Here is a 13,578-nt window from a genome sequence, read left to right as displayed (position 1 = left end):
AGACGCTGATTGCACCAGCGTTCGCCAGGCGGCAACCCGAATTAACCGGGCGATTAAGCCGTCAGTCGCCCAGCAGGAAGGCGTCGGGCACCTCGTAGTGTTCGGGGCCGGCATCGATGATCGTCGTGTCACCATCCTTGCGCGACGACACCTTGAATCCGGCCGAACCATCCGCTTGCGCCGAATTGATGCTGAGGAACTTGCCGTCCCTGGCGAAGAACAGCGTGCGAGGGCGCCCGTCGGGCTTGGTCACGTCGATGTAGGGCCCGGTTTCGGCCTGACGGTTGACGCCGGCCTTACAGGTCTTGCCACCGCCGCAGGGAATTTCCGCAGTGGCGTTGTAATCCGTGCCGGCAACCTTGGCGTCCCCCTGTCCATCACCATCGCCCGCCGTCGCAACGGGGGCCGGCGTCGCTGAAGGAGCAGCATCGATCGAGGCAAGTGCGCTTGGCTCTGCGCTTGGCGCAACTTCTGGCGAACCGCCCGAGCAGCCAGCCAGCATGGTTCCGGCGAGAAGAACAGCAACAGATGTTTGCAGCAAAGAGGTACGCAGGACAGGCATCGCCAATCACCCTTGATCGATTGATCCGGTGTCGCGTCCAGGATGAAGCCTAGACCAAGTGGCAGCCCTTGTCGCCGCTCAATTGGCGCATTGGGCGATGATCAGCCGAGCGCGGCGCGGCTGGCAGCCTCAATCTTCGCGTTGGACATGAGGCGGATGGTCGAGGTGCCCTTCGCCAGAACCTTGCCCAAAGTATCGAGCAAGTGGCCTTCGGCAAAGCAGGTCGAACGCCCGCCCTGCTCTATCCAGCCCTCCGCGACCAGGAGACCGGGACGAGCGGGAGCGAAGAAGCTGATCTTGAGTTCGAGCGAGATCGGCGAGACATCGAAATCCCCCCTTTCATGGTGGAGCCCCAGAATGGCGTGGGCCATCGCCGCGTCTATCCAGCCGCTGACGAACCCGCCCTGCACCACGCCCCCGGAATGACACATGTGCATGCCGGCGAGGAATTCCATGCGCGAACGCCCACCTGTCATCGACACGATCCGCTGCAGGCCAAGCGTTGCGAGCATTTCGTTTGGCGGCGTGATGGTTTGCGCCATGATCGTCATTTTCCTGCAATGCGTGTCGGTGGCTGCAGTGGGTGGGCTGCGCTGCGCCATTCTGTCAAGTAATCGGTTAAGCAATTTGTTGCACCGCGGGCATTGCGACTTTTTGTCAGCGGACGGGAACCGGGAACCGTATTCATGCGTAGTGGCGGTCTGGCGCGCTGAACGAAGGCAAGATGACCCCAGATTTCGTAAGAAGGTTGTCACGGTCGGACGGAGTCCGACGGAATCCTTCGCGTGGGTGAGATCCGGGCGTGGCTGCGCGATAGCACCCGTGACGATCATGCGCGCGTTGATGACGCGTTTGCGTCGTTTCGCCTGAGCGACCGCTCCTCCTACGCTGACTTCCTTGCCGCCCACGGCCGGGCGCTCCTGCCGCTTGAACGCTGGATCGGCGCGGGCGCGCTGTTGCCTGGCTGGCGCGGGCGCAGCGAGGCCGTGGTAGAAGACCTGCACGCGCTTGCCGAACCGGTGCCCGCGGCGCCCGCGCTGGAATGGCCCCGCGACGAGGCGGCACGGCTTGGCGCGCTTTACGTTCTCGAAGGATCGCGGATGGGTGCTGCTGTGCTGGCCCGCGATGTTTCGGACGATCTTCCGAATGGCTATCTCACCTCGCGCGCGGCGCCGGGACAGTGGCAGGCGCTGCTGACCCTGCTCGAGAGCAAGGGAAGCGAGGGCGGCACGCCTTGGCGGCAGCGCGCCCTCGAAGGCGCAAGTCGTGCCTTTGCCCTGTTCCAAGCCGCAGCGCAGGAGGTTCAAGCTGCATACCGTTGATCGCCTTGACGACCCCGTCGACCTGACCAACTGCGATCGCGAGCCGATCCACATCCTTGGAACGATCCAGCCGTTCGGCGTGCTGGTCTCGCTCGATGCCGAATCCCGCGTGCGCCGTGCCTCTGCCAACCTCGGCGATTTCGCGACGTTGTCAGCCGAGGACGCGCTGGGACGCGAGGCGGAAGAGATCTTCGACGCCGGCGCGCTGGTGGCGCTGCGCGAGCGGATGCAGTTGCTGCGTGGCGGCGATGCGGTGGAGCGGCTGTTTGGCGTGAAGCTGTTCGACCGGCGCACCGCATATGACGTGGCGGTGCACTTTTCGGGCGAGGAGTTCGTCGTCGAGGCAGAGCCTGCGTCGAGCAATGCCGCCGAAGCCGGCAACCTGATGCGCACCTTCACCGGGCGGCTGCGGCAGGCGGAAACGACGCAGTCGTTCCTGCGCGAAGCGGCGCGGCAGGTTAAATCGCTGACCGGGTTCGACCGGGTGATGGTCTACCGCTTCGACGAAAGCGGATCGGGCGAAGTCGTGGCCGAAGCGCTTTCGCCCGGCATCGACAGCTTCTACGGCCTGCACTACCCGGCGTCCGACATTCCGGCGCAGGCCCGGCGGCTGTATCTGCGCAACATCTTCCGCGTGATCGCCGACGTCACCGCCCAGCCGGTGCCGCTGCTTTCGGCCGAAAGCGCACGGGGCACCGCGCTCGACCAGTCGATCGGCCTGCTGCGCGCGGTTTCGCCGATCCACGTCGAATACCTGCGCAACATGGGCGTTGGTGCGTCGCTTTCCATCTCGATCATCGTCGAAGGCAGGCTGTGGGGACTGTTTGCGTGCCACCACTACGGTCCGCGGCTGCCCAATCTTGGCATGCGGACGACCGCCGAGCTGTTCGGCCAGCTGTTTTCGTTCATGCTCGAAAGCCGGCTGCGCAGCGAGACGAGTGAATACGAGCTGCGCGCAAGGCGGGCGAGCGACCGGATCATGGCGACGGTGGCGCAGAACCCCTCGCTGCTGAACGATCCGGCCTGGCTGGGCGAAGTGACGTTCGAGCTGATCCCTGCCGATGGCGTGGCGGTCTTCCTGGAAGGCGACGTATCGCTGAGCGGCCTGACCCCGACGATCGAGCAGTGCGGCGAAATCCTCGACTATCTCAACGCCGAGGCGGCGGGAAACGTGGTGGCGACCGATTCCATCGCCAGCCTGGTGCCGGCGGCGCGGGTCCACGCGGATATCGCTGCGGGCATGCTGGCGATCCCGCTGTCGCGCGCGCCGCGCAACCACATCGTGCTGTTCCGCGCCGAGCAGCTGCGCACTGTGCGTTGGGCCGGCAATCCGGAAAAGTCGGTCGAGCATGGGCCCAACGGCGACCGGCTGACCCCGCGCAAGAGCTTCGAGGCGTGGACACGGCTGGTGCAGGGGACCAGCCTGCCTTTTACCAAAGCCGAGCGGCAAGTGGCCGAAACGTTGCGCAACGGCATGCTCGAAGTGCTTCTGCGGCTGGCCGACGATGCCGCGCTCGAGCGTGAGCGGGCGCACGACCGGCAGGAAGTGCTGATCGCCGAGCTGAACCACCGCGTGCGCAACATCCTGTCGCTGATCCGCGGGTTGATCTCGCAGACCGAGCGATCGAGCGCGACCATCGAGCAGTTCGTGTTCAACCTCGATGGCCGCGTTCAGGCGCTGGCGCGCGCACACGATCAGGTGACGCGCGACCACTGGGGCCCGGCCAGCCTGATCGAACTGCTTGACGTGGAAGCGAGCGCCTATCTCGACGAACGGCGCGAGGCGCTGGTGATGAAGGGGCCCGACATGCTGGTCGAGCCGGTCGCCTTCACCGCGCTGGCGCTGGTGTTCCACGAGCTGATGACCAACGCTGCCAAGTATGGCGCGCTTTCGGGCGAGCACACGGGCACGGTATTGATCTCGTGGCGGCGCGATGCAGAGGGCGACTTGCTGCTCGACTGGGTCGAAAGCGGTGGACCGCCGGTCGCTCCGCCGACGCGGCGCGGGTTCGGATCGGTGATCATCGAGACCTCGATCCCCCACGACCTTGGGGGCGAGGCCTCGATCGAATATCGCCGTCACGGCTTCGAAGGCCACTTCCGCATTCCGGCCCGGCACGTGATCGGAACCGGTGGCACGCCTGCAGCCGAACGCCCGCGCCCTGCCCCGCCGCAGCCCGACGCCGCTCCGCTCAAGGGGCTGAAGGTGTTGCTGGCCGAAGACAACATGATCATCGCGCTCGATGCCGAAAGCCACCTTTTCGACCTCGGCGCCGCCGACGTGCTTGTGGCGCCGACGACCGAGGAAGCGCTGGCGCTGGTCGAGCAGGCGGCGCCCGATTTCGCCGCGCTCGATTACAACCTGGGCGACACCACGAGCCTGCCCGTGGCCGAGCGGCTGCGCGAGCGTGGCATCCCGTTCGCGTTCATGACCGGACTGGGCGACACGCTGGAAATCGAAGGGTTCGACGACGTGCCGATGGTGCAGAAGCCCTACAGCGCGAGCCAGATTGCGGCTGCGGCGGCACGTGCGCTCGCCGCCGCCGGAGCGGGCGACGGCAAGCGCTGAGCCGGATCGGGCAGGCGATCAGGCGGCGGCGGCCAGTTCGGTCGCCTGCTTGATCGCCGCCTTGGCATCGAGCTCTGCGGATTCGTAAGCACCGCCGACGAGCTCCGACTTGATGCCTTCGGCCGCGAGCGCATCGTGCAAGTCACGCAATGGATCCTGCCCGGCGCAGACGATGATCGTGTCGACATCGAACAGCACCGGCTCGCCCCCGACGGTGGCGTGAAGGCCGGCATCGTCGATCCGGTCGTAGGTGACGCCCGCGATCATCTTCACACCGCGACGCTGCAACGCGATGCGGTGAGTCCAGCCGGTGGTACGGCCGAGCCCTGCGCCGACGGCGGTTTCCTTGCGCTGAAGCAGCGTGACTTCGCGGCCGCTGGTGGCGACCTGCGGCGTAACGCCGGTGACACCGCCGCGCGGATGGTTCTTGAAGTCGATCCCCCATTCGCGCGCGAAGACATCGACATCGAGCGCGCTGCTGGTGCCGGCGTGGGTGATCAGTTCGGCAACGTCGAAGCCGATCCCGCCTGCGCCGATGATCGCAACCTTCTGCCCGACTTCGGCGCGGCCGGTGATGACGTCTACATAGCTGACGACCTTGGCATGGTCGATGCCGGGGATCGGCGGGGTGCGCGGTGAGATGCCGGTGGCGATGATGACTTCGTCGAAGTTGCCCGCCTTGATCGTCGCGACGTCGGCGCGGGTGTTGAGGCGGACGTCGACGCCAAGCTTGTCGAGCATGCGGCCGTAGTAGCGCAGGGTTTCGTAGAACTCTTCCTTGCCCGGAATGCGCTTGGCGTAGTTGAACTGCCCGCCGATCTCGCTCGCCGCGTCGAACAGGGTGACCGCGTGGCCTCGCTCGGCAGCGGTTACGGCATAGGCGAGACCTGCTGGCCCGGCCCCGACGACGGCGACCTTGCGCTGCGTCGCCGACGGAACGATCGATAGTTCGGTTTCACGGCAGGCGCGCGGGTTGACCAGGCAAGTGGTCAGGCGGCCGGTGAAGGTGTGGTCGAGACAGGCCTGGTTGCAGCCGATGCAGGTGTTGATCTCGTCCTCGCGGCCCTGCGCGGCCTTGTTGACGAGTTCCGGGTCGGCCAGCATCGGCCGCGCCATCGACACGATGTCGGCATCGCCACGTGCCAGCACTTCTTCGGCAACCGACGGCATGTTGATGCGGTTGGAGGTGATCAGCGGGATCGACAGCTCCTTGCGCAGGCGGCCGGTGACTTGCGTGAACGCCGCGCGCGGGACCATCGTGGCGATGGTCGGCACGAAGCTTTCATGCCAGCAAAAGTGAGTGGAGATGACGTCGACGCCTTCGGCCTCGAGCGCCTTGGCAAGGCTGACGACTTCGTCCCAGGCGAGCCCTTCCTGCAGCATGTCCATCGCCGAGATGCGGAAGATGAGGATGAAGTCCTCGCCCACCGCCGCGCGGGTGCGGCGCACGATCTCGACCGGGAAGCGCATGCGGTTGGTCCATTCGCCGCCCCAGCGGTCGGTGCGCTGGTTGGTCTTGGAGACGAGGAAGGTGGAGATGAGGTAGCCGGCCGAACCGATGATCTCGACACCGTCGTAGCCCGCTTCCTTGGCAAGCGCGGCGCAGCGAGCGAATGCCTCGATCTGTTCCTCGATGCCTTCCTCGGTCAGTTCGTTGGGCTGGTAGCGGCCGATGCGCGACTTGACCGGCGACGGGGCGACGCAATCGGGCGTGCCGGCGAGCGGTCCGGTGTGAAGCACCTGCATCACGATCTTCACGTCGGGCGCCGCATCGTGGACGGCACGCGTGACCTGGCTGTGCAACGCGACGCCTTCGGCATCGATCAGCTTGGCGCCGTGGCCAGCCGTGGGATGCGGGCCGATGCCGCCGGTGATGATCATGCCGACGCCGCCTCTGGCCCGCTCGACGAAATAGGCCGACAGGCGCTCGGCCGCGTTCGGCACGTCTTCCAGACCCGTATGCATCGAACCCATCAGGATGCGGTTCTTGATCGTGGTGTGGCCGACCTTCAGCGGCGAGAACACGTGCGGGTACTTGGTGCTCACGGCGAATCCCCTCATGCTAAACACTGTTTGGCGTGGACGTAACGAACAGTGTTCACTATGGCAAGCGCATGGCCGTGCTGCTCACCAAAGAACAGGTCGCCGACGTTCGGCAGAAAATCCGTGAAGTGGCGGAACGGCACATCGCGCGCGACGGGCCGCAGGGCGCATCGATGCGCGCGATCGCGGCGGAAATCGGTTGGACGGCTGCGTCGCTGTACCGGTATTACGCGAGCAAGGCTGAACTGCTGGATGCGACGCGCGCTGCCGCGTACGAGCGGTTCTCGAACTGCATCGAGGCGGCCGGACAGAGCGGCGCGGACTTGTGGGACAAGTCGCGCGCGATCGGCGATGCCTATGCCGACTTCGCGTTTCGCGAGCCAGCCGCCTACCAGCTGATCTTCGCCTTCGAGCAGGACGAGAAGGACAAGAGCCCGGAACTGCGCGCGGCGCAGGCCCGGGCGGCCGACCTGATGACGCGCTACGTGCGCGAAATGGTCGAGGCCGGACTGCTCGACGGCGATGCCAGCGAGATCGCGCATGCCTATTGGGCGGTGCTGCACGGCCTGGTCGTGCTGCAGATGGCTGGCAAGCTCGACCCGGCGCTGCCGTTCGACACGCTGCGCCACAGCGCGGCGCGGCTGATCACGCGCGGCGCGCGCGCCGACGGCGCCAGCGGTCACGCAGCGCGGCGACCATCGCCTTCCTGAATGATCATGTCGGCCTGCCAATCGAGGCCGAGGAGTTGCATCATTTCGACGCGCTCGGGCCCGGGCGATGGGGGATAGGCAGCGGCGTTGCGCGCCTTGCCGCGCGCCCAGTACCACAGCACGCCCGCCAGATTGCGCGGCCGCTTGAGCCAGGCGTCGGGGTGTTCGAGCATGTGGAAGCCGCGCATCGCTTCACGCAGCAACCGCGTGTCGGAGCGCAGCGCGATGCGCACGCCGTCCTCGACAAAGCCGGTGGCAAGGCGCGCCTTCAGCTTCGGCACATGGCCCGGGATGAGCGCCCGCCGCGCACGCTTGATCGCGGAGCGGTCCTGCTTTCGCTGATTGAGGTAGTAGGGCAGCAGTTCGGCGTGGATCGCCTTGTGAAAGGCGCGCGAGCGTTCTGTCGGATCGGTTGTTGCGTCGAGCACCTGGCGTAGCGCCTGCGCGCTGACCGCGGCGAAGGAGCAGCCGCGACCGTAGAGCGGATTGGTTCGCACCAGTGTATCGCCAAGGGCAAAGTAGCCGCGCGTTACGGGCTTGTCGTCGATGACAAGGTCGCGCCACCGGCTGACGAGATCGCCCATGCCGATGACCTTGCTGGTCGGTTCGGCGCGGGTGGCGTTCGTCCAGGGCTGCAGCCCCGGCAGCGCCAGCGTTGCGGCGTGGAATATGTCGGGATCGACGATGCCCTGGCGCAGCACGGTCTCGACTTCGGGTATCGCGACCGTGACCGAGAAATTGCCGTTGTCGCCGGGGAAGATGCCGAACTTGAGATAGCCGAGATCGCCCGAGGCGGGCGGATGTGCGCTGCGTTCGGGTTCGACCTGCCCCGGCAGCAACCGATAATGGCGGGTGAAGTACAGGATGCCCGCGCTTTCGTTCTCCTCGCGGATCGGTGCGCCTTCGTCGATCAGTTGCTTGATCGTGGTGCCGCCCTTGCCCGACGCATCGACGACGATGTCGGCTTCAAGCCGCACGTCGTCACCGTTCCATTCGCCCGCAACGCCACGCACTTCGATGACACCGTCCCCGGCCTTGCGCGTGATCAGGCGGCGCACCTTGAAGCCGCAGCGAAGTTCAACATTGGGCAGGGTTTCGACGTAGCGACGCATGGTCATCTCGAGCGTGGTGCGCCTGCTGGTGACGATGGTCAGTTCCTCGTCACCGGGCGCCGGCTGGTATGCCTGCTGCTGCGCCTCGGTCAGCATCAGCTCGAACGGCAATTCGCGCACGCCGTTGGCCAGAAGCTGGTCGAGCAGCGCGGGATGCTCGGTCTTCATGATCGTGCGCAAACGCGCGAGGAACGCGTGGCTTTGCCGTACGTGGGCAACGCCGTTGCGCTTCCAGGTGCGGAACAGCTCGTCCGGGTCCGCCGTTTCGAGCGGGCCATCGCGTTCGAGCAAGACGATATCGCGGCCCGAGGGCGCGAGCATGAGCGCGGTGCAGAGACCGCCGATCCCTGCACCGATTACCAGAACCTTTTCAGGCATGATTGGTCGTCCCTTCCCTAGCCGTCGACCATCTTCAGAAATTCGAGGATTGCCGCGTTCACCGCTTCGGGCGCTTCCTGCTGCGTCCAGTGGCCGATACCCGGGATCATGCGATTGATCCTGAGATCGGTGACCGTCTGCGGCAAAGCCTCGATCGCGGCGGCGGCCATCATCACGACCCCGTCCGCCGTACCGGCAACGAACATCGCCGGCTGGTGGATCTGGGTCGGCGCGCCATGGGTCAGCCGCCAGGTCAGGTCGTGGTTGCGGTAGTAGTTCAGCGGTCCGCGCATCCCCGAACGCGTGAATTCCCCCGCATAGAAATCGAGGTCCGCTTCGCTGAGCCAGGGCGGGAGCACCTCAGGATCGGGCAAGCTCGTCAGCATGTCGTCATGCTCGCTCTTGGGCGCCAGCTTGGTCAGATCGGTCTCGCCCCCCGCCATGACCAGGAACTTGCGCAGCGCGGTCCTGATGTCCTTTTCGAACTCTGCCTCGGCCACGCCCGGCTCCTGGAAATAGAGCTGGTAGAAGAACTGCCCCTTGAACATCTCGCGCATCGCCGGCATCGGCTGGACCGGCGAGCGCGGCATGAACGGCACCGACAACCCGCCGACCGCGCGCACCTTGTCCGGATGGAACAGCGCGGTGGCCCACGCGGTGGGCGCGCCCCAGTCGTGCCCGATCACGATCGCCTGTTCGTAGCCCAGCGCCGGGATCAGGCCGATGATATCGTTGACGACTTCCACCTGATTGTAGGCGTCGATGGCCTCGGGCTTGTCGCTCTTGCCGTAGCCGCGCATGTCGGGCGCGACGACATGGTAGCCGGCGGCCGCCAGCGGTGCGAACTGATGGCGCCACGAATACCAGCTTTCGGGAAAGCCGTGGAGGAGCAGCACCAGCGGCCCTTCCCCGGCTTCGGCGATGTTAAGCGCGATCCCGTTCGTTTCGATACGACGCTCGGTAACCCCCTCCCAGCTCATGCGGCTTCGAGCTCCGCCGAGGCGGCGATGGCGGGCGGCACGATCGCACCACGCGCGTCATCGGTGTAGCCTTCGGCCGCGCTCCAGGCGACACCTCCCGCGACGATCACGGTGTCGACGCCATGGGCATCGCGAACGTAGCGGCTGCCCTCGCCCGGCACATCCTGAACGTAGACTTCCTCGCCCCGATCGATCGCAGCGGGATCGAACACGACGATGTCGGCGATCAGGCCCTTGGCGATCAGGCCGCGCTCAGGAATTGCCCAGATCGCGGCGGTGTCCGAGGTGATCTTCTTCACCGCTTCCTCAAGGCTCAGCAGCTTGGCATCCCGGACGAAGTGGCCGAACAGGTAGCCGGTATCGCCATAGGTAGAGAACGAGAGGATGTGCGCACCACCGTCGCTCGCGCCGATGTGGACGCGCGGATGGCGCAGCAGCGAGCCGACCTTGCCGTCCTCGTTGTGGCCCATGTTCTCGGCCATGAAGTGCGCATCGAGGTTTTCTTCGACCGACAGATCGATCATCGCCTCGAGCGCGGTGACGCCGCGCAGCTTGCCGATTTCGGCAAGCGTCTTGCCGACATACTGCTGGTTCGCCTCGCTGGCGACCTGGCGCAGCTTGAGGAATGACCACAGGTCCATCATCGGCGTCGCTTCGGCAATCAGGCGCTCACGGCTTTCACCGCCGGCGAAGGCTGCAACGATTTCCTCGGGGGTGCCGAAGCGCATGATGTTGTACCAGCCGGGCAGACGGATGAAGATCAGGCTCGGCACCGCGAAGCTGAAGCTGATGTCGATCGGACGGGTCTGCACCTGCGGCCAGACGCGCGCGCCGCGGGCAAACTGTTCGTCCACGCGGGCCATGACCCGGTCCACCGCGGCAATGTTGTCGGCATTGACGAACAGTGGCGAGAACGTGGTCGAAATACCGTACTTGAGCGAAATCTCTGCCAACTGGTCCAGCCGGGCGATGGTGAGGTCCGGATCGTAGAATTCGGGCACGATCTGAAGGATGCGTCCGTATTCCGAAAGGACGGCGGCAAGCGCCTCCACCTCACCCGCATCGGCATAGCGGCTCGGCACGGGCTTGAGCGTTTCATCCATGTCGACATAGCTGGTCGACAGGCCGATCGCCCCGGCGTCGAGGCATTCGCGCAGCAGCGCCTGCATTTCGGCGATCTCCGCGTCTGTCGCGGTGCGCTCCATCGCGGCTTCGCCCATCACCCACAGGCGCAGGACGCTGTGACCGACGAGCTGGCCCACGTTGATCGACAGGCCCTTGCGGATGCGGGCGAGGTATTCGGGGAACGTCTCCCAATCCCACACGACGCCTTCCTTGAAGGCCTTGAGCGGCATTTCCTCGATCTGGTTGAACATGCCGACCAGCTTCATGCGGTGCTCGGCCTTGAGCGGGGCGAGCGAAAGCGAGCAATTGCCCGAAACGATCGTGGTGACCCCGTGCGAGAGCGCGGGCTTGGCAGCGCCATCCCACAGCAGCTGCGCATCGAAGTGGGTGTGCGGATCGATGAAGCCGGGCGCCACAACCTTGCCGCTGGCGTCGATCTCACGCGCGCCGGCCTGCTCGACGCGGCCGATCCTGACGATGCGATCGCCCTTGACGGCGACATCGGCAGTGAAGGCCGGCATGCCCGAGCCGTCGACGACGCGCCCGTTGCGGATAACCAGATCGTACATGTCCATTCTCCCGGTGTTCTTGTTCATTCGGCCGCGTCGGCGAAGCGGTTGGAGGATGCGATCAGGGCATCGCGCACCCGGTCCCACCCCAATCCGATCAACTGGTCGGCGTGTGTTGCGTTGGCGGACGCCATCAGGCTGCGCGCCGCGAATTCATCGAGCGTGACGAGTGACTTGCCGCCGTTTGGAAAAGTCAGCGTGACGACCAGCTCGGCGTCGCCGTCATGCGCGGCGGCAATGCGGACGTCACTGATCGCAGCGGCACCCATCGCTCAGGCGCGCGGTGCTTCGACGAAGATGACGTCGCTCGGCAGGATCGGGTTGTCGCCACGCATCCGGCCGACGCCACCAGCGGCGCGCATGAACACGTGCAGGTTCCAGCTCTGCAGCATGCCAACAGCATCGGCTTCGGCCACGCCGGGCAGTTCGCGCGCGGCGATGCTGGTCCAGGTATCACCGCCCTTGGGCAGAATCGATTTGCGGACGGGCGACAGCTCTGCGGTCATCGAGGTCACGATCTTCTCTCCACCATTTGTGTCGATCAGCCGCGTGCAGGGCACGGCGACTCTCGCACACTTATCAGGTGATATAGGACCATGATTCGCCGGCGAGGGCAAATCGAAATCGCACATGGTCGAAGCAATGCCCGGAACTACCGGCGAGGACCGATGTCAGAATATACGGAATGACGCTGCCTTCCCTGGCAAATCTTCCGCAGGATTGGACGTATGCGATTGGGAGAGGACCTCCGGCAATTTGCCAAGTCACCTCAACACGTTTGCGCGCAGGGTCGCTGACCATTGTCGTCAGAAAAGATCGATCAATGCTCGCTCCATACCCCGGAGTGATTGCGCATCGCACGCTATCGATGTCTCAGCCACGACGCTGGGCAGCCACGATGCGCCGTTTTGAGCGGACGCTGACGCTCAGTCGAAGCAGTCGCTGGCTTCGATGCTGACGCTTGGCTGGGTCTGGCGTACGCGGCTGCCGGCCGGCACGGAGCGGGTCAACCAGACGTTGCCGCCGATAACCGAGCCCCGGCCGATGGTGATCCTGCCAAGGATCGTCGCTCCGGCATAGATCGTGACGTCATCCTCGATGATCGGATGGCGCGGCTCGTCCTTCACCAGGCGGCCTTCCTCGTCGGTGCTGAAGCTTCGCGCACCAAGCGTGACCGCCTGATAGATGCGCACGCGATTGCCGATGATGGCTGTCTGCCCGATCACCACCCCGGTGCCATGATCAATGAAGAAGCTGTCGCCGATCTGCGCGCCGGGGTGAATGTCGATCCCGGTCCGCGAATGCGCGATCTCTGCAATGATGCGCGCCACCAGCGGCGCACCGAGCGTGTAAAGCTCATGCGCGATGCGATGGTGGATGATCGCAGTGACACAGGGATAGCATAGCAGCACCTCGTCGACGCTGCGGGCAGCCGGATCGCCGTCGAACGCCGCCTCAAGGTCGCTGTCGAGCATGCGTCGGATGTCCGGCAGGCGCCGCGCCAGTTCCTCGACGATCGCCATAACGGCACGCTCGATCGCTTCGGAACCGCGCTCGTGACGGCTGTAGTGCAGCTCCATGCGGACCTGGGCGGCCAGCAGGGGCAACGCGGTTTCAAGGCTGGCCTGGACGAACTCGTCCTCGCTCTCGACATGCAGGTCGGGCGGCCCCAGCCGTAGCGGAAACAGCGCTGCCGACAGAACGTCGATCACACGGGACATTGCCTGGCGCGAAGGGAATCCCAGCGCACCAAACTCGGCATGGCGATCCTGGGCGCTGCGCCAGTCGTCGCGCACCTGGCGCAATCCGCTGATCACCGGTCCCAGATCGAATGGCGCGGCTTCATTAGCCGGACATGCCTGACCCATAAGAAATCCCTCACTTCAGGGCCGTGCCATGCACGGAATTTGCGAAAAGTCGCTTGAGGAATACAAATAGTTAGTCAAGCAGAACTCAAGGGAAGCGCAGCGGATCCGATCGACTTCTCATTATCGGAATGAGGTTGCCGAATGACGTGCCAGCCATACCCCATTTGCGGATCGAACCACGTCGAGGTCCATCACGTGAACTCGCCCTGTCGGTTGCCTCAATGGGGGCAAGCTTGCCCATCAAGCTCCCTTGCCAAGTTTCGATATTCAAACACTTCGGCCCGACAGAGCAGTCGATGAGGCCGCTGATTCAATCGCGTTCAAATATAAAAACGCACAC

At 65.2% G+C, this 13,578-nt stretch carries 12 protein-coding genes; 3 read left to right on the top strand and 9 right to left on the bottom strand.

All coding sequences use genetic code 11. The features are described from left to right. Positions 1–61: 61 nt before the first annotated feature. Together HHL27_RS14010 and HHL27_RS14005 are read right to left on the bottom strand one after the other, a co-directional pair. Complete coding sequence (locus HHL27_RS14010; protein WP_169494069.1) at positions 62–562, bottom strand: RAD23 family protein; 501 nt, start codon at positions 560–562, stop codon at positions 62–64. 101 nt (positions 563–663) lie between these two features. Then, the gene (locus HHL27_RS14005) at positions 664–1,104 is read right to left on the bottom strand and encodes a PaaI family thioesterase (protein ID WP_240959815.1); all 441 of its coding nucleotides are present in this window, start codon (positions 1,102–1,104) and stop codon (positions 664–666) included. Positions 1,105–1,347: 243 nt separating this feature from the next. Here HHL27_RS14005 and HHL27_RS14000 point away from each other — a divergent pair, with 243 nt between their 5' ends. Both HHL27_RS14000 and HHL27_RS13995 read left to right on the top strand, forming a co-directional pair. Next, complete coding sequence (locus HHL27_RS14000; protein WP_169494067.1) at positions 1,348–1,884, top strand: biliverdin-producing heme oxygenase; 537 nt, start codon at positions 1,348–1,350, stop codon at positions 1,882–1,884. Then, a complete protein-coding gene (locus HHL27_RS13995; RefSeq protein ID WP_169494248.1) occupies positions 1,871–4,453 on the top strand; it encodes an HWE histidine kinase domain-containing protein in 2,583 nt (860 codons plus the stop codon). The genes HHL27_RS14000 and HHL27_RS13995 overlap by 14 nt, the downstream gene beginning before the upstream one ends. Positions 4,454–4,471: 18 nt before the next feature. On the opposite strand, the gene HHL27_RS13990 is transcribed toward HHL27_RS13995, so the two are convergent. Then, positions 4,472–6,499, bottom strand: coding sequence for an oxidoreductase (locus HHL27_RS13990; RefSeq protein ID WP_338114907.1), 2,028 nt, complete (start codon positions 6,497–6,499; stop codon positions 4,472–4,474). 68 nt (positions 6,500–6,567) lie between these two features. Between HHL27_RS13990 and HHL27_RS13985 the strand changes: the two genes are divergently transcribed. Next, a complete protein-coding gene (locus HHL27_RS13985; RefSeq protein WP_169494065.1) occupies positions 6,568–7,206 on the top strand; it encodes a TetR/AcrR family transcriptional regulator in 639 nt (212 codons plus the stop codon). On the opposite strand, the gene HHL27_RS13980 is transcribed toward HHL27_RS13985, so the two are convergent. From HHL27_RS13980 to epsC, 6 genes are all read right to left on the bottom strand, one after another. Then, the gene (locus tag HHL27_RS13980; RefSeq protein WP_169494064.1) at positions 7,176–8,696 is read right to left on the bottom strand and encodes an NAD(P)/FAD-dependent oxidoreductase; all 1,521 of its coding nucleotides are present in this window, start codon (positions 8,694–8,696) and stop codon (positions 7,176–7,178) included. The two genes, HHL27_RS13985 and HHL27_RS13980, sit on opposite strands and share 31 nt — an antisense overlap. Before the next feature lie 17 nt (positions 8,697–8,713). Beyond that, positions 8,714–9,676 (bottom strand): alpha/beta fold hydrolase, encoded by a 963-nt coding sequence (locus HHL27_RS13975; protein WP_169494063.1) that lies wholly within the window; start codon positions 9,674–9,676, stop codon positions 8,714–8,716. Beyond that, positions 9,673–11,370 carry an N-acyl-D-amino-acid deacylase family protein gene (locus HHL27_RS13970; RefSeq protein ID WP_169494062.1) on the bottom strand — a complete coding sequence of 566 codons (1,698 nt, stop codon included), beginning with the start codon at positions 11,368–11,370 and terminating at the stop codon, positions 9,673–9,675. The genes HHL27_RS13975 and HHL27_RS13970 overlap by 4 nt, the downstream gene beginning before the upstream one ends. A 23-nt stretch (positions 11,371–11,393) precedes the next feature. Next, entirely contained in the window at positions 11,394–11,639 is a 246-nt protein-coding gene (locus HHL27_RS13965) for a hypothetical protein (RefSeq protein WP_169494061.1), read from the bottom strand. A gap of 3 nt (positions 11,640–11,642) precedes the next feature. Continuing rightward, on the bottom strand, positions 11,643–11,876 hold the full coding sequence (locus HHL27_RS13960) for a hypothetical protein (protein WP_169494247.1): 234 nt from the start codon (positions 11,874–11,876) through the stop codon (positions 11,643–11,645). A 420-nt stretch (positions 11,877–12,296) separates the two neighbouring features. Further along, positions 12,297–13,238 carry a serine O-acetyltransferase EpsC gene (gene epsC / locus HHL27_RS13955; RefSeq protein WP_169494060.1) on the bottom strand — a complete coding sequence of 314 codons (942 nt, stop codon included), beginning with the start codon at positions 13,236–13,238 and terminating at the stop codon, positions 12,297–12,299. Between the last annotated feature and the right edge of the window lie 340 nt (positions 13,239–13,578).

The sequence above is a fragment of the Novosphingobium olei genome, from assembly GCF_012927405.1.
Taxonomy (GTDB): domain Bacteria; phylum Pseudomonadota; class Alphaproteobacteria; order Sphingomonadales; family Sphingomonadaceae; genus Novosphingobium; species Novosphingobium olei.
This window is presented reverse-complemented; position numbering and strand designations above follow the sequence as displayed.

Bases quoted from the DNA above. Each gene is read 5' to 3' on its own strand.
- HHL27_RS14010 (WP_169494069.1), bottom strand. From the start codon at position 562: ATGCCTGTCCTGCGTACCTCTTTGCTGCAAACATCTGTTGCTGTTCTT.
- HHL27_RS14005 (WP_240959815.1), bottom strand. From the start codon at position 1,104: ATGGCGCAAACCATCACGCCGCCAAACGAAATGCTCGCAACGCTTGGC.
- HHL27_RS13985 (WP_169494065.1), top strand. From the start codon at position 6,568: ATGGCCGTGCTGCTCACCAAAGAACAGGTCGCCGACGTTCGGCAGAAA.
- HHL27_RS13980 (WP_169494064.1), bottom strand. From the start codon at position 8,696: ATGCCTGAAAAGGTTCTGGTAATCGGTGCAGGGATCGGCGGTCTCTGC.
- HHL27_RS13975 (WP_169494063.1), bottom strand. From the start codon at position 9,676: ATGAGCTGGGAGGGGGTTACCGAGCGTCGTATCGAAACGAACGGGATC.
- HHL27_RS13970 (WP_169494062.1), bottom strand. From the start codon at position 11,370: ATGTACGATCTGGTTATCCGCAACGGGCGCGTCGTCGACGGCTCGGGC.
- HHL27_RS13965 (WP_169494061.1), bottom strand. From the start codon at position 11,639: ATGGGTGCCGCTGCGATCAGTGACGTCCGCATTGCCGCCGCGCATGAC.
- HHL27_RS13960 (WP_169494247.1), bottom strand. From the start codon at position 11,876: ATGACCGCAGAGCTGTCGCCCGTCCGCAAATCGATTCTGCCCAAGGGC.
- epsC (WP_169494060.1), bottom strand. From the start codon at position 13,238: ATGGGTCAGGCATGTCCGGCTAATGAAGCCGCGCCATTCGATCTGGGA.